Source organism: Shewanella sairae (genome assembly GCF_023283535.1).
GTDB lineage: Bacteria > Pseudomonadota > Gammaproteobacteria > Enterobacterales > Shewanellaceae > Shewanella > Shewanella sairae.
The window spans coordinates 44,366-63,994 of record NZ_JAKILT010000017.1 but is presented as its reverse complement, the minus strand read 5'-3'; the positions used below and the strand labels follow the sequence as shown (position 1 = coordinate 63,994).

16 protein-coding genes are annotated in these 19,629 nt (G+C 41.9%); 7 read left to right on the top strand and 9 right to left on the bottom strand.

Going from position 1 to position 19,629, the window contains the following annotated elements; translation table 11 throughout:
• Positions 1–57: 57 nt before the first annotated feature.
• The 5 genes from L2748_RS09530 to L2748_RS09510 all read left to right on the top strand — a co-directional run bounded on the left by L2748_RS09530 (position 58) and on the right by L2748_RS09510 (position 6,615).
• A complete protein-coding gene (locus tag L2748_RS09530) occupies positions 58–2,235 on the top strand; it encodes a tetratricopeptide repeat protein (RefSeq protein WP_220783021.1) in 2,178 nt (725 codons plus the stop codon).
• A 107-nt stretch (positions 2,236–2,342) separates the two neighbouring features.
• Entirely contained in the window at positions 2,343–3,899 is a 1,557-nt protein-coding gene (locus L2748_RS09525) for a GGDEF domain-containing protein (protein WP_220783020.1), read from the top strand.
• A 78-nt stretch (positions 3,900–3,977) separates the two neighbouring features.
• Positions 3,978–5,330 (top strand): nucleotide 5'-monophosphate nucleosidase PpnN, encoded by a 1,353-nt coding sequence (ppnN, locus tag L2748_RS09520; protein WP_220783019.1) that lies wholly within the window; start codon positions 3,978–3,980, stop codon positions 5,328–5,330.
• Positions 5,331–5,352: 22 nt separating this feature from the next.
• Positions 5,353–6,123, top strand: a complete 771-nt coding sequence (xni, locus tag L2748_RS09515; protein WP_220783018.1) for a flap endonuclease Xni — start codon at positions 5,353–5,355, stop codon at positions 6,121–6,123.
• A 105-nt stretch (positions 6,124–6,228) separates the two neighbouring features.
• On the top strand, positions 6,229–6,615 hold the full coding sequence (locus L2748_RS09510) for a DUF3192 domain-containing protein (RefSeq protein WP_220783017.1): 387 nt from the start codon (positions 6,229–6,231) through the stop codon (positions 6,613–6,615).
• A gap of 74 nt (positions 6,616–6,689) precedes the next feature.
• Here L2748_RS09510 and L2748_RS09505 read toward each other — a convergent pair whose 3' ends face one another.
• Together L2748_RS09505 and L2748_RS09500 are read right to left on the bottom strand one after the other, a co-directional pair.
• Positions 6,690–7,328, bottom strand: a complete 639-nt coding sequence (locus L2748_RS09505) for a MarC family protein (protein WP_220783016.1) — start codon at positions 7,326–7,328, stop codon at positions 6,690–6,692.
• Positions 7,329–7,803: 475 nt separating this feature from the next.
• Complete coding sequence (locus L2748_RS09500; protein ID WP_220780823.1) at positions 7,804–10,599, bottom strand: S9 family peptidase; 2,796 nt, start codon at positions 10,597–10,599, stop codon at positions 7,804–7,806.
• A gap of 252 nt (positions 10,600–10,851) precedes the next feature.
• Here L2748_RS09500 and L2748_RS09495 point away from each other — a divergent pair, with 252 nt between their 5' ends.
• Positions 10,852–11,862, top strand: a complete 1,011-nt coding sequence (locus L2748_RS09495) for an isocitrate dehydrogenase (protein WP_220780822.1) — start codon at positions 10,852–10,854, stop codon at positions 11,860–11,862.
• 153 nt (positions 11,863–12,015) lie between these two features.
• On the opposite strand, the gene rlmM is transcribed toward L2748_RS09495, so the two are convergent.
• From rlmM to L2748_RS09475, 4 genes are all read right to left on the bottom strand, one after another.
• Positions 12,016–13,098 carry a 23S rRNA (cytidine(2498)-2'-O)-methyltransferase RlmM gene (gene rlmM / locus L2748_RS09490; RefSeq protein WP_220780821.1) on the bottom strand — a complete coding sequence of 361 codons (1,083 nt, stop codon included), beginning with the start codon at positions 13,096–13,098 and terminating at the stop codon, positions 12,016–12,018.
• Positions 13,099–13,323: 225 nt separating this feature from the next.
• The gene (locus L2748_RS09485; RefSeq protein WP_220780820.1) at positions 13,324–13,710 is read right to left on the bottom strand and encodes a DUF423 domain-containing protein; all 387 of its coding nucleotides are present in this window, start codon (positions 13,708–13,710) and stop codon (positions 13,324–13,326) included.
• 65 nt (positions 13,711–13,775) lie between these two features.
• The gene (locus L2748_RS09480) at positions 13,776–14,405 is read right to left on the bottom strand and encodes an alpha/beta family hydrolase (protein WP_246616138.1); all 630 of its coding nucleotides are present in this window, start codon (positions 14,403–14,405) and stop codon (positions 13,776–13,778) included.
• 67 nt (positions 14,406–14,472) lie between these two features.
• Positions 14,473–15,384 carry a transcriptional regulator GcvA gene (locus tag L2748_RS09475; RefSeq protein WP_220780819.1) on the bottom strand — a complete coding sequence of 304 codons (912 nt, stop codon included), beginning with the start codon at positions 15,382–15,384 and terminating at the stop codon, positions 14,473–14,475.
• A 181-nt stretch (positions 15,385–15,565) separates the two neighbouring features.
• On the opposite strand from L2748_RS09475, the gene L2748_RS09470 reads away from it, so the two are divergent.
• Complete coding sequence (locus tag L2748_RS09470; protein WP_220780818.1) at positions 15,566–15,799, top strand: hypothetical protein; 234 nt, start codon at positions 15,566–15,568, stop codon at positions 15,797–15,799.
• A 162-nt stretch (positions 15,800–15,961) separates the two neighbouring features.
• Here the strand turns inward: L2748_RS09470 and thiI are convergent, their stop codons facing one another.
• The 3 genes from thiI to pomA all read right to left on the bottom strand — a co-directional run bounded on the left by thiI (position 15,962) and on the right by pomA (position 19,355).
• Positions 15,962–17,416, bottom strand: coding sequence for a tRNA uracil 4-sulfurtransferase ThiI (gene thiI, locus L2748_RS09465; RefSeq protein WP_220780817.1), 1,455 nt, complete (start codon positions 17,414–17,416; stop codon positions 15,962–15,964).
• 198 nt (positions 17,417–17,614) lie between these two features.
• Entirely contained in the window at positions 17,615–18,583 is a 969-nt protein-coding gene (locus L2748_RS09460) for a flagellar motor protein MotB (RefSeq protein ID WP_220780816.1), read from the bottom strand.
• Between the two features lie 4 nt (positions 18,584–18,587).
• Positions 18,588–19,355, bottom strand: coding sequence for a flagellar motor protein PomA (pomA, locus tag L2748_RS09455; RefSeq protein WP_220780815.1), 768 nt, complete (start codon positions 19,353–19,355; stop codon positions 18,588–18,590).
• Positions 19,356–19,629: the final 274 nt, after the last annotated feature.

The following is a 19,629-nucleotide window of genomic DNA, read 5'->3' as shown; positions in this document are numbered from 1 at the left end:
AGAATTACAAAATTTAGGCACTTAATTTAACTTACAAGTGCAAGGACTTGCAGTTTCATGCGTATTTTTACCGCCCTACTCGCTACAATACTTCTTGCTATGGTTAGCCTTTATGCGCCTGCCCATGCTGCTGATGAAGTCTTGATAGAAATACAATTAAGAGAATCACCACAAACTTTAGCGCAAACATTAGCTAACGAACTTCCTGCACTTCCGAGTTTTAAAACAGCTGCAGAGTTTTATGGGTTCGCTGATAAGCATCGACTTTCAGCAGTTGAGTTAAAACGTAATATACAGCTAACGGCTCGTTTAAAAATGGAGATTTACAACAAGGAGGGGGCGCGCTACCTGCAAGCAGACAAGCTAATAACGATTCTTGAAAATATCAGTGACACACCTTTCGATAATAGCTATATGCTCATGCTGAAAGGGCGCTATCTTGGCCGCAGTCAACAGGATTATGCTGGCGCAATAAAATATTACCTACAAGCGATCCCGCTTATTGAAAAATCGAAGTCAAATACAGAGCTACTGCTGCTCTACACCATGCAAGAGCACCTAAGCATGATGCATATGATTATACGTGAACCAGATTCTGCGCTTACCTATTTAAAAAGACTTACCTCAATTGCTAAGCAATTAGAAAGTGATTACCTCCTCGCTCATGCCGAGTCCATATTAGGTAAGTATTTCTACAAACAAAAACAGCTGGGTAAGTCATTATCGCACTATTCAGAAGCGGTAAAGTACACTCAAGATGGCAACAATCCATCACAAAATGCCCATATAGAACTCCAACTTGCGCGCGTTTATCGCGATCTAGAATCTTGGGATGAAGCCTTAAAATCAGCCAATATTGCGGCCGAGGCATTTGATCGCTTAGGCAATGACAATTATGTATCTTCTGCAATGACAGTAATTGCGATGATCTACGCTAATCAAGAGCTTTGGTATCAAGCCATTGATTACCACTTAAATGCCCAACAAATTGAAATTAATCTAGGCAATAGTATCGGTCTTGCCTTAAACCAACATAACTTGGGTGAAATTTATTTCAAAATAGCAGATCCCGAGAACGCGCGACTAAACCTTAAGCGTGCTAACGAAATATTTACCTCAAAAAACGCTCAACATTACTTGGTCTATAACGATCTCCTCATTGCGGAGGTCGCCGCGAGTATTAAAAGCTGGCAAGAGTCACTAGAGTTTGCCACTAAAGCAGAAAGCATTGCCGAAGCTAAACAATTAAATAATGAATTAGTTGAAGCGTTAGAGATGAAGGCCTTGGCTCAAGAGCAGCTTGGCGACTTCAAACAAGCTTACTTAACCATACAAAAACTAAATAGCCTCGATAATCAATTAGCACCAGACTCAAGCGCACTGGCTCAGCAGCAGTCTCAAGTTAAAGAGCAAAAGCTAAAGCTACAATTAACAAAAGTAGAAAATGAACTGCTGACCACATCTGAGCAACTTAACTTTGCCCATTTAGCCAGCCTGGTTTGTGCATTTTTTTTATGTTTAATAACCTTACTGCTCGTCAAACAATGGCGACTTAAAAATAAATTAAACCAAGTCAATAGAAACCTACAAGAAACGCGTTTGCTAGAGCCGATGACTCAGCTGCCTAGCTATTTGAGCTTTAAATTTAATTTCAACACTCCTCAGCAGTCACCAATAAAAACCTTGGCACTAGTGTCATTGTCAGAACAGCTTGATTACGACCTGTCCCAAGGTTATGAGCGTAATGCCAACACAAATCAGCAGCAATTACTTGCCCTTAAAAATGCGCTCAATAGCCAAGCCTACATCATTAGACCTGGTGTTTTTTTACTGAGTTTTGACTCAATCAAAGAAGCGACTCCGCTATTAACGACGATTAAAGACATCCTTAGCAATATCGATACCCCAAGCCGCTTACATATGGGCATACTACACTTACCACTGTTAGCTGATTTAGCCATAAAGTTGACCGCAGACCAGCACTTTTCTAGCTTACAAATGATGTTATACGCGGCTAAAACATTAGGCGCAGACAAAGACTACTACGTCACCATGAAAACCCTTAATTTCGCCTCTGCAGGCATCTTTAATAAGCCACTTTATCTTAATATTGAAAAAAGTATCGTTCGCGGAATCGTAAAGATAGAAACTAACGGCAATAAAGAAGATATCATTTGGCCCGAATGGAAGAGTCACCAAAATATCAACTTACACAGTGACCAACTGACTATTTAGCTAAAGCTTATGATAATGTTAATTTCTCTTTTTGAAATCTACTGTTAAGATAAGCCCTTAGAGCAACAATAAAATATTTCGCATCGTATATAGGGAACAACTTAAGCATGAAGGATGCCGCCACTAGCACATCTCAAGTCAGCCTGTTACAGCAGAAACTCTACTCTGCTCGACAAGCCATGGAAGAGATGAGCGACGCGCAAAATGAAAAACTGCAAACCCTGATGCAATTTATTGGTCAACTAAGTCTTGCCTGTAAAGGACAAAACCTAGAACTTGATAATAAGTTAGCCAAGTTACGCCATAAACTGGCTAGTTTTAGCCAAGTTGAAGATTCACTAGCAGCTTTAAATGAAGCTGATGTTATTCTGAAACAACAGTATGCAAGAGTGATGCTGCAGCTTGAAGATAGTCGTCAGTCACTGTCGAATATGGTCCGCCAAATCCAGCGAGTTGAATCACTACCAAGTAAACTCAAGTTAGAAATATCCTACTTTAAAAAAGAGCTGACCAAGCCTTTTCACACTTATTGGGACTACATTCCTCAAGTTGAAAAAGTCGCTAACTTTTACGATGAGATTTTAAAAGAACAGCTTAATTTTGGTGAAAAATTTGAGATTTTACCTAGGCATAGACAATCAGCACATGAACTGGCACAGCTACTATCTGAAATAGAGTTTAAAAAAGAGCAACGCGATCAAATCACTCAGATTAAGAAGTCCCTTACTGAGCATTTTGAGCTAGACACTTTACTCGATGCTTACCAAGTTGTGTTGGGCTTACTGCTAGACAATATTGCCAAAGAGAAAACCGCATCGCAGGAATTCCTGTTTGTCCTAAATAATGCATTAAGTAATGTGCAAGATGTGGTGACTGAATCTTATAGCCATTCAGTTAAGAGTTTTCAGGTCAGTAAACAACTCAATCGTGATATCAATGTGGAAGTCGATAACGTGGGTGATGCCGTCATCGAGTTTGAAGATATTGATGAGCTAAAAGCACAAATAACCAATCATTTAGCTTCATTACGTAAGTCTCTAGGGCGCAAAGAGCTACTCGAGAATAGAGAACAAGCGCAACTTAAACAGTCGGTTGAAACACTTAGGCAAGAATTAAAAGAGCTAGGTAAAGAAACTGAGTCATATAAAGAACGTTTATTCGAACAGCAAAAACTCAACCTACTCGATTCACTGACTCAACTGCCTAATCGCAGCGCGTTAGAAGAACGAATGGACATCGAATACCGTAATTACCAGCGCACCAGCCAACCGCTTTGGGTTGCCGTTGCTGATATCGATCACTTCAAAACGATTAACGACAGTTTCGGCCACAGCACAGGGGATAAAACCTTACAAGTGATTGCTATGGCGCTTAAAAATGCATTGCGTGAATCAGAGTTTGTCGCCCGCTATGGTGGTGAAGAATTTGTGCTGTTACTGCCCAACATTGCCGAAAGCGATATTCAACCTCTGCTCAACAGGGTAAGAGAAAAAGTAAAAAGTATTCCGTTTAAGTTTAAAAATCAGAGAATTACAGTTACAGTGTCTATAGGCGCTGCACAAGTTATTGATAATGAGCTCATCAACGAAACATTCGATCGAGCAGATGCCGCGCTATATAAAGCCAAAAACGAAAGCAGAGATAGAGTCATAATCGACTTCTAAGTTTTCCCCATGTGTTAATACTCGTTACCACGCATGCCTTAGCGGGACCGCTTAGCTATCACTGTTTAAGGAGTTGCTATGATAGTAAAAATCAGTCCCCGGGGTAGTCTAGATCAATTGTCTCAATTAGAAGTTGATCGCCTAAAGCAAAATGCCAAAAGTGAACTTTACCAGCTCTACCGCAGTTGTTCCCTCGCCGTGCTTGCGTCAGGCTTGCAAAGTGATAACGCCGAAGGCTTATTCAATCAATTTAGCGAGTTTAATATCAATGTGCTGCGCCGAGAGCGTGGTATTAAAATTGAGCTTACTAATCCACCTCAAGAAGCTTTTGTCGACGGCGAAATCATTGCTGGGATCCAAGAACATCTGTTTTCAGTGCTCAGAGACATTGTTTATATCAACGACAAATATGACAACCTCAAGCATATCAACCTGACTAACGCTAACCATATTACCAATGTGGTGTTCGATATTTTACGTAATGCCCGCTCAATGCCGATGTTAGACCCTAATATTGTTGTTTGCTGGGGTGGACACAGTATTAATCCTATTGAGTATCAATACACTCGTGAAGTCGGTTATGAGTTAGGCTTACGCAAACTCGATATTTGTACCGGTTGTGGCCCAGGGGCGATGGAAGGGCCAATGAAAGGTGCTGCGATTGGTCATGCTAAACAGCGCATTAACCACGCTCGCTATATAGGGTTAACCGAGCCCAGTATTATTGCTGCTGAGCCACCGAATCAGATCGTTAATGAACTGGTGATTTTACCGGATATTGAAAAACGCTTAGAAGCATTTGTGCGCTTGGGCCATGGTATCATTATCTTCCCCGGTGGCGCGGGTACTGCGGAAGAATTACTGTATTTATTGGGGATCTTACTCAATAAAGACAACCAAGACATTCCCTTTCCTTTAGTGCTTACAGGTCCAAAGGAAAGTGCTGATTATTTCTTGAAAATTGATGAGTTTATTGGTGCAACCTTAGGTGAGGAAGCCCAAAGTAAATATCAAATTGTTATTGATGATCCTGCTAAAGTTGCCCGAATTCAAAAGCAAGCAATGGAAGAGATAAAAAGGTTCCGTAAAGATAATGGCGACTCTTACCAATACCAGTGGTCATTAAAAATTGAGCCTGAGTTCCAATTGCCGTTTGAACCAACACACGAAGTCATGAGCAACCTAGATCTGCATTTTCAAGCCAATAAAGCTGAACTTGCTGCGAACCTTCGTAAAGCGTTTTCCGGCATTGTAGCCGGTAATGTCAAAATGGATACCATTAAAGCCATTGAAGCAAATGGTCCATTTGAGTTAAAAGGTGATCCAAAACTAATGGAATTGATGGACGACCTATTAGCCGCTTTTGTCGAGCAGCAACGTATGAAGCTACCAGGAAGTGCCTATATTCCTTGCTACAAAGTGATAAAGTAAACGTATACAACAAAGCGATTAAATGAATAAATTTCTTATAATAGATGGCATGAACTTAGTGCGGCGGATTCACGCCGCACAGCCTAACGAATCTGATGTATCAGGCCTTAAAGAGCGAGTAAACGGTGCATGCCGTAAACTACTCAAATTCCATCAACCAACTCATGTTGCCATTGTATGGGATGGTGACGCCGTTTCTTGGCGAAAGAAATTATACGAAGATTATAAAAAGGGTCGTAAACCCATGCCTGAAGCATTGGCTAATACCCTGAGCGATCTAAAAGCCTATCTTGCAGAACATAAGATTAACTCGATTGAAGCAGAGTCTGAAGCCGATGACGTTATCGCCACCTTAGCGACGAAACTCGTCCAAATTAACGGTGAAGCAATTATTGTGTCGACAGATAAAGGCTTCAGCCAACTCAACCACCCCAATATCAAGCAATGGGATCACTTTAATCAAGCCTATTTAACCATTAAAGAGATGGAAGCAAAGCTAGGCATAGAGCAAACTCAACTGATCGATTACCTTGCTCTTGCAGGCGATAGCGGTAACAAAATCCCCGGAGTACCCGGAATTGGTCCTAAGTCAGCAGTGGAGTTACTGAAAATTTTCCGTTCACTCGCTAATATTTATAATTCCATCGACAAGGTCGGCTCGAAGCAAGCCAAAAAACTTGAAGCCGGCAAACCTATGGCTCGCCTAAGCTATAAACTAGTGCAACTACAACTAGATATACCTTTAAACGTCAATTTAAAACAGTTTAGATTAGCCGCCTCACAGCCAAGCTAGCACTACACCTGTTAACATAAAGTTGCATTTATAGCGTTTACCCTCACGCATTGAGGTAGTATCTTTAGCTTATTAAAGAAAATGCGAGAAGGAAGCGCTATCGCGATGAAATCTAAACTCCCCGTCATCATCATTAGTATCTTTGTCACTTATGTCGCATTTGTGGCAGTCATCATGGCAACATATGATCCAAGCCCAGACGAAATGGATTGGGAAGATAGGCAAGCTTATAATCAAGCTCAACTGTCTGAAGTCGCCTTAGGGCAAAGTATCGAAGAGATCAAATCTCTGTTAGGCAAAGCCGACTTTAGTGAAGCAAAAGTCTCTCAAGAGAGCAATCTACAGGTATTATTTTATCGTACTCACCATAAAGAATCGGATGGTGAAACGACCAAAGAAGAATGCACCCCACTGTTATTTAAACAAGGGAAACTTATCGCTTGGGGCGAAGATACTTATCAGCAGTATCTAGCGAGCACCATCGATAGTTAAAAGCCTTATCGCAATAAAAAAGCAGTGCCTTAAGTCACTGCTTTTTTTTGTTTAATGCCGCTTAAGTAAACGCGCTAGCCAAGCACTTTAAAGGCGCCCTGTAAGCCTTCGACCGCCATTTGTGTTCCAATAACAGCCAGGATAAGCCCCATCATTCGGGTTATTGCTCCTAGCGCTGCTGTGCCCAAATAGCTAACCAAACGACCACCAAATATAAAAAATACATAAGTTATAACGCACAGTACGCCAAATGAGCCTATGGTACTGATTAGCTCAGGGACGCCGCCTGCTGCGGTGTAATTCATCGCCGTGGCGATAGTACCTGGTCCAGCTAGAATAGGTAATGCTAACGGCGATACCGCTACACTCAGTTTCGCCTCTAGTGACTCATCTTCAGGCTTATCTTTGTCATGATGCACGGCAGACTGATTACCTTGTAGCATATGAAAGCCTATTAAGAATACCAATAAGCCGCCGGTGATCCTGAACGCTGGCAGTGAAATACCAAATAGATGAAAGATAAACTGACCCGATACTGCAAATAAACTAATAATCACAAACGCAATAATAAGCGCTCGAAACGCGATTTGACGCGTCGTCTTTTCATCATAGTCAGCGGTTAACCCTAAAAATATCGGAACGTTAGCAATCGGGTTCATAATGGCAAAAAAGCCCATAAATACCGCGCCAATATGCATCCATATTCCGTCCATGAATCTCTCCTCGCTTTTTATTAAATCTGTTTATTATACCAATCAGTATAAACATTTAGTCGCTCAGCGAGAGTTTAGCGGTTTTGAGGCAAGGTCATTAAGTGCTCCTGCTTTAATGCCATTCACCACATCCATGTGGTTTGCAACGAGCGAAGGGCATAGTTGAACTAGGTTCAAGTTCCCTCTTTGTTTATTAAGAGTCACAGCATCAGAATCGCTAAAACTCGCCAGTTTGGAACGTTTTTGGCTTCCTACTTCTGCGTTGAATAGATTTATAAGGGAATAACCATTATTACAGCTATTCGCCTTGAATTAGTTTGCCAAAAATCGTTCTGAGCTGATCAAATTCTTATACTGATTGGTATTATATTATCTCAAATTACGACTGTTAATGACGAATACCTGTTTGTAGCCAATAACAAAAATGCCGAGAAGTGACTCTCGGCATTTAGTTCGTACACACTATAGCTTAGCTTTACTGAGCTTTTTTGTACTCAGTATAAGCTTCACCCTCACTAAGCCATTTAGGTGCGGGGGCACCTTTTAAATAATGATCAAAGTACTCCATCATACGAATACTGTAATCTAGCTTGTTTGGATATTTTTTAAGGTGATGTGGCTCATCTTCATATTGTAAAAACACCACATCCTTACCCGCGCGACGCATCGCTAAATAAAGCTCAACACCTTGCTCCCAAGGCACAGCATCATCTTTATCACCAAACATGATCATCATAGGTGTTTTAATACGTTCAACGTAAAACACGGGTGAGTTCTCTATGTATTTTTGTGGTGATTTGAATAAGCTTTCACCGATACGGCTTTGCCCTGTTTCATACTGGAACTGCCTTGCTAAACCACTACCATGACGAATACCGCTATAAGCACTGGTCATATTCGATACAGGTGCACCTGTCACCGCAGCTTTAAAGATATTGGTTTTTGTTACTGCAAATGCAGTTTGGTATCCACCCCAAGAGTGACCTTGAATACCAACCGCTTGTGGGTCTGCTATTCCAATATCGATTAGATGCTGCACACCAGAGGTTAACGCTTGCACTGATGAATCCCCCGGATAACCCACTTCAAAGCGGATATCGGGTAAGAAAATGGCGTAACCATTATCGGCATACCAGGCAAAGTTTGGTCTATGGTTGATTTGCATCTGCGGGAAAGCATGCAGTCTGTCGCTCATAAAGCGATAGAAATATACCAATACAGGATAGCGTTTACCTTCAACATAATTTGTCGGTTTAATTAATACACCATCTAACGGCTTACCGTCACCGTTAGCCCATCGAACAAGCTCTGACTGGCTCCAGTTAAAACCATCCAATTGCTTGTCTAAGTCAGTTTGACGCGTTGCGCGCTCTGGGCTGCCATAGTTGGCAGTGTATAGGTCAGGAAACTGATCATATTGCTCTTTTGAGTACACTATGGTCTGCGCATCTTTACTGCGCGCGAGCAATTTGAGTTTATAGTCACCATCCATTAACGGCTTAACACCTGCTACGCCAACTTGAGCTTGATAAAAGCCATCACCTTTAGTGGTATCACTATAACCATGAAGCAGCACTTCATCGTTACTATTCAACACTGTTGGTGTGTTTTCATCTTCAACAAGGCCGGTAACTCGGTATTGGATCCCCTGCTTACGCCCGTCACCAGCAGTCAGCTTAAATGCATCATGTGAAGTGCTATTAACCTGCCAAATATCATATTTATCATAAATTAACAGTCCAGCATCACCACTTATCCACGGACCTAAACCATAACTTGGTGCATTTGAGGGGTAATCATGGTCTTCATTAGCAAATGACACACCTAGGCTCTTGGTGATATTAGTCCGTCTATCTTGACCCACTTCATACAAAAACACATTACCGTGTAAATAGTAGGCGACAAACTTTTCATCAGGAGACAAAGTCGGTTCTTCTGAGCTGCTTTGCTGGCTCAGTAATGGGATTTTTCGACCTGTATTTAAATCAACTAAGTAAAAATCGCGATAAAAACCAGCCCAAGTAATCATCTTACGGTAAGGCAAATCTGAGCTTGCTAATGCAAAACGCTTTTGTTCCTGAACTTCAATATCAGGAACATTGAGATCGGCAAGCTGCACTAAATTATTGCCGTTAACATGCAATACCGCGAGATAAGTACGTTTCATCTCTTTTTTATATTGCTTGATTTCATGGGGCTTAATCCGAGCATCTTCACCGTGCCAGACGCGTAAAGCTCTGCCCGATGTAATCACCTCTTTATCAAACAAGTCAGCTTCGCTTTCTACTTTAGCGACTTCTAACTGCTGACTAACTTGAGGAACACGCCCAAAAAACAAGCGTTGGCTATCATCAGAAAAACGTAGCTCGGCATAACGATTAAGCGTCCAATCATCGGCTTTAGGCGCTGCAGAAACTTGGTTAGTTTCTAGGTTCAGTAACGATAATTGATATTCACGACCGTAAGGTTCAGCCTTAGCATTACCATAAGTAAAACTTAAGTATTTACCGTCATTACTCAGCGCAATAGAACCGGCTTGCTGCTGTTTAAAACTCTGCACAATCGTTGCTGAGTTATTTGCGAGCTTTACTAGTCTTATTTCATGCTTATTTGTCTCAAGATGATTAATTGCAAGGGCAAAATGCAGACCTGACTTATCAAAAGTCATAGCTGTAACATCTTTAAACTTTATTGATTTCAAGTTATTAAGTGAAATCAGTTCAACAGTAGTGCCTTTATCGAATTCATCAACTTTTACATCTTTTTTACTGTTATCTGTCTTATCTGCTGATTTTTCGTCTTTTTTCTTATCTTCAGCTTCAAACCAAATCGCTAAATGGCTACCTGTCTCATTGAATTCAAAAGACTTAACACGATCAAAACGTAATTCCGTTCCGGTTGTCGTATCTAATAAAACCAAACCAGGCTTTAGTTTCTTCTTGGCTTTTTTATCAGCCTTTTCAGACTCAAGTAATGGCACTTCATTAACAAATGCAACAAAACGGCCGTCATGGCTCACTTTAGGCTTACTGGCGCCTTTTACATTGAACTGTTTATCAGAGATTAAACTCTTCACTAAACTACGGCTATCGCCCCGGTCCGGCTTAACTTCAACAGCAAGCATATTGCCAGTATCTGAAATAACAGGCTTTTTAAGCGATTCAAATCGCATAATATCGGTGGGAGTTATGCTACTAGTAGCGGCCATAATGCTTGCTGAAAGCAAACTGGTCGAGAATAGCAATAATGACTTTATTGGTAGTGACTTCAAGGTCTTCCTCATTATTATTTTATTAGACTAAAGTAGACTTTTTAACCTTCTGGCGGTCAATCATCGTCATAAGCAATGATTTATGCAAGTTACCCTACAGAAAAAAACGTGAGATTGCTCACTATTTACTGTGAAAGTTGTTTAAAAGTGTTTAAAATACCTCGCATAAAAAGAAAATATATCAAGTTACTTATCATGCCTTGTGGCATGGTTAGACAATTGCAGTAACGCCTAACCCTGATAGGACTATCCATGACAAAAAGAACTATAACCGTAATCCCTGGTGATGGGATTGGCCCAAGCATTATCGATTCAGCACTAAAGATTCTTGATAAAGCTGGTTGTGACTTTGAATATGAGTTTGCAGATGCTGGCCTAGTTGCTTTAGAAAAACACGGCGAATTACTACCTCAGCGTACATTGGAACTTATCGAAAAAAACCGTATCACTCTTAAAGGCCCACTAACTACACCTGTTGGAGAAGGCTTTACCTCTATCAACGTTAGCCTACGTAAGCAGTTCAGCTTGTATGCAAACGTACGTCCTGTTTTGTCTTTTAAAGGCACTCAAGCGCGCTATGACAATATCGATATCATCACAGTGCGTGAAAACACTGAAGGTATGTACTCTGGCCTAGGCCAAACAGTATCTGATGACGGTACAACCGCTGAAGCAACCAGTATCATTACCCGTCAAGGTGCTGAGCAAATCACCACTTTCGCCTATGAGCTTGCTCGCAAAGAAGGTCGCAAAAAGGTCACTATCGTTCATAAAGCCAACATCATGAAATCAACTTCTGGTTTATTCTTGAAAGTGGCACGTGAAGTCAGCTTGCGTTACCCAGACATCACCACAGAAGAGATGATTGTTGATGCAACTTGCATGAAGCTGGTTATGAATCCAGAAAACTTCGATGTCATTGTAACTACTAACCTATTTGGTGACATCTTATCTGATCTTTGTGCAGGCCTTGTTGGCGGCCTAGGTATGGCGCCAGGTGCCAACATTGGTAGCGACGCAGCAATCTTCGAAGCGGTTCACGGCAGTGCGCCAGATATCGCCGGTAAGAACCTAGCTAACCCAACATCAGTTGTCCTAGCATCGATTCAAATGCTTGAATACTTAGGTATGGGTGATAAAGCAGAGCTTATCCGCAGTGCAATTACCGCTGTGATTGAAGAAGGCGACCGCACGACGCGTGATCTTGGTGGTACCCACGGTACAACTGACTTCACTCAAGCTGTAATTGAGCGTTTATCTTAATTGGTACTAAACGGCTGAATTAATTTAGCCGCTTAAATCAAAAGACCCCATGTTTGCACATGGGGTCTTTTTGTATCTGCGATTGATTAGACTTAGTTCAACCAAGCATATTTCAGCTAGTCCAATTTCAACCAGTTCTATTTCAACCAATATTTACCAAGGCTGACTTGGACGTAAGCAGAGGTGTACTGTTACTTCATCACGATCATGGTAAAGATGCTTAGCGGCAATAGAGAAATCATCTACGCCGTTTTCTTTTAGGATCTCAGCCATGGTCTCAAGAATCGTCGAGACCTCCTTATAACGTGCCTTCATTGGCAATTTAAGGTTGAAGATTGACTCTTTAAACCAACCATTAATTGCCCATGCTTCGATTAACTCAGCCACTCGAGATGGCTTTTCAATCATGTCACACACCAACCAAGTGATGTTCTTTCTTGGTGGCTCAAATCTAAAGCCGTCTGCTTGGTAGTGTTTTACCTGTCCAGTATCCATCAAACCTTGATCCATTGGACCGTTATCAACGGCAGCAACAAACATACCACGACGTACAAGCTGATATGTCCAACCACCAGGGCAAGCACCAAGGTCAACCGCTTTCATGCCGCTGCTTAGACGCGTTTCTTGCTCTTCTTTAGGGATAAAGTGAATAAAGGCTTCATCAAGCTTTAAGGTTGATCGACTTGGCGCATCAGCTGCAATCTTAAGTCTTGGGATCCCCATAAAGTATGGCGAGCTGTTGTTACTCAACGAGTAGCCCACATACGCTTGACCAGAGGCCACAAAACATACGTGAATAATTGGACGCTTTGGGTTTTCTTTTTCAAGCAAGGTGCCAGACTTTTTCAGCGCTTGACGCAGTGGCACTGTAAACTTACGGCAGAAGTTAGATAACTCTTTTGCTTCGTTGGTGTCAGGTGTTTCAACACGCAGTTCACCCGCTTTGTTTACTTGGGTTAATGCTTCAACGATTGGGCCAATTCTATCTTGTTCTGGCAGACCTTTAAGCAACTCTTTTGCTGCAAACATCTGTCTGGCAAAAATAAGTGAGTCTAGGCTGATATTTTTAGCTAGAACTTCAGCATCACCGGCTTGAAAGCACTGAAAAATAACGTAAGCATCATTGGTATTGGTTTTTACAAAACCACCAATATCAAGCTCAGCCGCGCGCACTTGGATCTCTGCTGCGCAATCTTTTTCGTAGCCAGCACGGCAAAATAAAAATAGGTTTATCATTGAATTTCCTGAAGATAAAAATAATATCAATCATTGTATCGTCGTTAATAACAACACAAGCTTCCAAAGCATAGCGGGTAAACAGCCAGCGTTATTGAATAATTGATATAAAAAAGCGGCCAACAAAGTTGTTGACCGCTATTTTACACTGTTCAAGCTTAGCTGTGTACTGTCTAATATTTAATTATCAGCACTCACGCACTAACAATACAATTCCCGATGGGGTTAATCGAGTTCTTTTACTCGATTGCGCCATACTGCTACAGCAATAAATAACCAGCCTAATAAGAAACATACGCCGCCCATAGGTGTCACTGGACCGGTCCATTTTGCACCAATTAACGCATACATATACAGCGAGCCAGAGAACAAAATCATACCCGCTATAAACATGTACCCTGCCCAATCAAGTAAACGAGATTTAATCCAGTGACCAGCAAAAGCCACCGCGATTAACGCAAAGGTATGGTAAAACTGATATTCAACGCCTAAGTTAAAAATCGCAATCAAATCGGCTGGTGCAACATTTTTTAAACCATGGGCCCCAAATGCCCCTAAAGCGACAGCAATGAAACCACTTAACGCTGCAAGCAGCAAAAAACCATTACGCATCAACCCTCTCCTCTTTCAATAAATAGCGAACCATGATCAAACTCGAAAACAGACACGAGTTAACCCTAACCTATAAATTTTTGAGCAACTGAAATAGCCTTTTCTAGGTTAGCTTCTAAGCTAGTACCTGACGACTTTCGTGGTTTAAAACTATGATCACCATCGATTAACCACTGTAGTTGAACCTTATCCATTACAGCCCAAGTTTCGACTAAACCTTTATGACCAAATTTATCCCGTTCACCTTGAATAACTAATAATGGCGCTAAACATTTCTCTATTGGCTCAAGACGTGGCTCACCACCACTGAGTGGAATAAACGGATACCCTAAGCAAATCACCCCATCGACAGCTAAACTTTCGGCCAATATCGCTGACATGCGCCCGCCCATGGATTTACCGACAAGCACGATACGTTTAGGCTGAAATCGCTGCTTTAAAATACTTAGCTGCAGCGCATAATCGGCAATAAGCTTTGGCGCTCGATCCGGTGGACGACGTTTACCGTCAATGGCATTGGCTCGCATATAGGGAAAATTAAAGCGCACCACCCGAGTTGAGCTCGTTACTAATCCCTCTGCCATTGCCGTCATAAATTCATGATGCATATTGGCACCAGCACCATGGGTCAATACAATTAACGTGTCGGCGTTGTCGTTATTGGCATTGATTAAGTATTGCTGTGCATCAAACACTAAATCATCAGCGGTTAAAGTCGTAACTGCCGCGGCGAGTTCGCCATCTAGATAAGCCTGTTTTAATCTATCCAGTAAGCAGCTCACTACGCGTCTCCTCTTCAAACATATCGAGCATCCACTCTCTAAACGCAGCCACCTTGCCGATTTCAGCATGGTTTTGCTGACACACTAAGTAATATGCATTTTTACTGACTAAAACTTCAGGGAACGGACAGACTAAACGACCCGCTTTAATATCTGGTCTTGCAAGTACGCTGTAGCCTAGCGCCACACCTTGACCATGAGCAGCCGCTTGTAGCACTAATGAAGAATGACTAAATATTGGACCTTGGTTCACATTAATATCAGTAATTCCACATTGCCTAAACCACGCCTGCCAATCTTGGCGACTTGAGTCATGTAATAGGGTGTAATTTTTCAGATCACTTGGCTTTTCAAGCGGCTTAGGACCGTTAAGCAATAGTGGCGAACAAACCGGAATAAGCACTTCATTTCTCAGCTTGTCAGCACGCATGCCTTGCCAATTACCCATGCCGTAGTAAATAGCCACATCGACATCATCGGTTAATGAGCCGTCTTCATCATCAACCGCTTTAATTCGCACATCAATCTCTGGGTTTTTCTCACTAAACTTAGCCAATCTTGGCACTAGCCATTGAATCGCAAAGCTAGGCGAGGTGGCGACTGTAAGCGAACCAATGGCACTACGAGCGAGTAACCTATCGGTGGCATCCGCAAGCTGAGTAAAGATGTCTTTAATATCGAGAAAGTAGCTTTGCCCTTCTTCAGTTAATAGTAAAGAACGGTTCTTTCGGCGGAATAATTTTAATCCGAGATATTCTTCTAATGCCTTAATTTGATGACTCACTGCAGCTTGGGTTACAAACAGTTCTTCAGCCGCTCGGGTAAAGCTTAAGTGCCTAGCAGCCGCCTCAAATGCCTTGACTGCATTTAGGGGAGGTAATCGTCTTGCCATAGTGATCCAGATCCCGATTTTTAATTAGTTTTTCTAATGAGCATTGTTACATTTTATCGTTTGTAAAGACCAGCCCTTTTGGTCAAAATCTGCGCCAACAAAACGAAATTAGTTGGACAGCCTCTACGACGTAAATGGGGAATGTCTAACAACCCGAATATAAGCCTGGAGGCTACCGCGTATGTTAAACCTTAAATCAGTACTTGTTATTGCTACTCTTAGCCTTTCAGCATCTGTTAGCGCCGATGAAATGACTATCGATACTAAAGACATTGAAGCAACACTAACAGCTAACCTAGCAGAAAGCATGGAATTAATGCAGTCTCAGCTCACTGCAGAGCTAGATACTATGCTTGCGACTGATGAAGTGAAGAAGGACCAAGAAGCCACTGCAAAGGTGCTTTTAGCAGACTAATCTGCTTATCTTAGTCAAACTTTAAAACCACCTCAAACGGTGGTTTTTTTGTATCTTGCTGATGCAAGGTCTGTCTGTACTCATTTCTTAAAAATAAAAAAAAGGCGACTTTTAGCAAGTCGCCTTTCTCATAATTAATCTAATCTGCAGCAGCTAAGCAATTTAAGGGCGGTATACCTTAACATTAGTGTAACCTTGCTCTTGTAAATATAGCGCTTGTAGCTTACTCATCACACCGCGGTCGCAATACAATAAGTAACTCTTATCTTTATCTAGATCTGCAAACTGCGTCGCAAGCTTATAGAAAGGAATTGCTTTCACTTCAACGCCATCAACTTCTAAAGGCGACTTCTCTTCCTCTTCTGGCGCACGAACGTCAATAATGATTTCGCCAGCGCTAATTGCATCAACGGTTTCAGTTTCGGTGATTTTAGTATCCATCTGCGCAGCAATCTCCCTAATATCGATAATTTCAGCATCAGCTATAACGCGATCAAGCAAATCTTCAGAGAATTTAGCCTCTTCAGCTTCAACTTTTGACAAAACCGCTTTAACCGTTGGCTTTTGAGAAATCACACCACAATATTCAGGAATTGATTTAGCAAAATCTTCAGTACCGATTTGGCGGCTAAGATTGATGATATCTTGCTTATCCATGGCAATAAGTGGACGCAAAATTAACTGCTCAGTACAACGGTCAATGACATTTAGGTTAGTCAATGTTTGGCTAGATACTTGCCCCATAGCTTCACCCGTGACTAACGCTTGAATACCCATTTTTTGTGCTACGCGAGCTGCAGCACGCATCATCATACGCTTAAGTACTACGCCCATCTGACCATTGTCAACGCGCTCTAGAATTTCTTGCACTACAGGGTCAAAAGGTACCGAAATGAACTTAACCTTGTGCGACTCGCCGTACTTCTGCCATAAATGGTAAGCCACTTGCTTAACGCCAATTTCGTGCTGATCGCCACCTAAGTTAAAGAAGCAATAATGAGTACGAGAGCCACGTTTAATAAACTGATAGCTAGAAACACCTGAGTCAAAACCGCCCGAGATCAATGACAATACGTCTTCTTGAGTGGCCATAGGGAAACCGCCAAGACCTTCGATACGCTTATCAACAAGGTAAAGATTGTCATTATCGATCTCTAGGTTAACCGTCATATCAGGATCTTTTAAGCGTACACCTGCTGCGTCTGTAAACTGGTTTAAACCACCGCCGACATAACGCTCAACTTCGATAGAGTTAAAGTCATGCTTACCCGCACGCTTTACACGCACACAGAATGTTTTACCCGCTAGCTCTTCCTTATAAACGGCTAATGTTTGCTTATAAATATCATCCACAGAAGTAAATGTACTTACGCTTACTTGCAGCACGTGGGCGATACCTGGGATACAAGCTAAACGTTCACCAAATGCCTCAACCAGATCCGGTCTATCATCTGGCACCATAACCATGATTTTGTCCCACTGGCGCTGTACTTTAGCGGTCTCATCAACCTTTTTAAGTACGTTACGAATGTTAGTTTCAAGCATTTTGGTAAAGCGCATTCTTACCGGCTTGCTTTTCATCATGATTTCAGGAAACAGTTTTACGATAAATTTCATTGGTCTTCCGCGAGGAGTTGTTTAAACAGCAATTCACCGATTATAACAAGATCAGTTGGCAATTGCGTATAAGCAATCTCTGTTTGTCTCGACAAAATAGTAAATATTCGGCTCAAAACGGTTTTACTTACTATTATTGAGGGCCTGAAAAACAAAAACACGCAATAAATTGCGTGTTTTGTGTATGCCTAGTAGTGATTACTGACTCACTCTGATTTCGGCAGATTCTTTGGGTTTACCTTGTTCAATCGCGATTTCGACTCGGCGGTTACGCGCTCGATTCGCGGCAGAGTCATTTTTAACCAATGGATCTGAAGACGCCATCCCAACCACTTTCATGCGTTGCTGATTAAAACCTTTTACTCTCACCAGTTCATGTGCAACGGCAACCGCTCGCTTGCTTGATAAATCCCAGTTAGAGCTATAAAGCTCATTAGAAATATTCCAATCATCAGTGTGACCTGAAACCGTTACGATACCAGGCACATCTTTTAATAGTTCGCCCACACGGCGCACTACAGGCTTAAACCTTGGCTGTAAAAAACCTGAACCGGATGCAAAAGCTCCCTTCTCTCGAATACGAATAATGATCTGCTGACCTAGAGATTCAATTTCAATTGCGCCATCAACAATCTCTTTATTCAGCTCCTGCGCCATTTTTTTCACTTGCTCGTTAATTTTATCTTGAGCAGAAGCTTGTGTTTTAGTTGATTCAGACTCTGACTGCGCGGCACTTTCTGCCTGAGCTTCAGCCTCTTTTTGCTCGACAGCTGTCGCTGACGCCTGCCCGCCGCGCTGCTCTCCGCGCTGCTGCTGAATACCACCAGCATTTGCATCTTCGCCTTCTTGAAACTCAAGCATAGGCTCAGTCATTTCATTGGTTTGCTGATTAATGACTTCAATCGGAGTTGGCTCTGGTCGACCCGGTCTAAACTCAAGCGCAATCACTGAAGTACCTTTAGGAATGTCTTTGACTTCAACCTTATTTTGCACACCAAAAGCGTACTTCATCGAACCCGCAATCTGTTTGAACTTCATCACGTCCATTTCAGAAAAAGCCAGCAGGAGTACAAAGAAGCACATCAGTAGCGACATCAAATCTGCGAAAGTTGCCAGCCACATCGGCGCCCCCGGAGGTGGGCAGTCACATTTGGCTTTCTTAGCCATCCGTTTACGCCCCGTCCAAAGTGTCTATTTTTCGCGATTTTTCCGATAAGTAGTTCTTTAGAAAACCTTCGATAACCCGTGGGTTTTGTCCGTCTTGAATGGCCAATACCGCATCCATAATCAAGTTACGATTTAGCATCTCTTCGCTCATACGTAGCGATAATTTATCAGCAATAGGCAAGGCAACCATGTTAGCAACTACCGCGCCATATAAAGTGGTTAACAGTGCAACCGCCATCGCAGGTCCAATAGATTTAGGGTCGTCCATATTCGATAGCATGCCCACCAAACCGATTAGGGTACCGATCATACCCATTGCAGGTGCAACATCACCAATGGCTTTAAAAATGCCAATACCTGTTTTATGGCGCTCTTCCGTTAGCGCAATATCTTTTTCTAATGCGTCCCGCACTACATCACCGTCGTGACCATCCACTAACATATCAACGGCTTTTTGCATAAAGCTGTTACTGATCTCTGCTTCTTCTAATGCTAAGACCCCCCCCTTACGTGCAGCATCCGCCATAGAGATTGATTGCTCAATAAGATCTTCCGGCTTATCTATTTTAAAAATAAATGCCTTGGCGGCAATTTTGGCCGAGCCTAAAAACTGCTTGAGGTTATATTTCATCATCACCACAAACATTGAACCAATTAACACAATTAGAATAGACGGGACGTTAATAAAAATGGCGATGCCACCACTGCTCACCATGGCCATAATGATAAAGATAAATGCGCCAATCAGTCCGATAAGGGTTGCTAAATCCAAAACTGCTCCTCAAAGCTTTTCAATACACGGTTTATCGATAGTCTCGAATACCAAGTGCTACATAAATGCCGAAAATATTTTTTGCGACAATATTATGCCTTTAATACTTGAGCAAGTCATAAGTCTGTCTTAATACCCATAGCAGGCATTTTTTGCGATTCTAACTATATAACGACCAAATAAACGATCTCTTGAGTGATATTTCCAGCAAATCTTATTCAATTTCCGTTAAAATAGCGCTCAAGTGCAGGCTCGGTAATTTTCCAATCGTCAG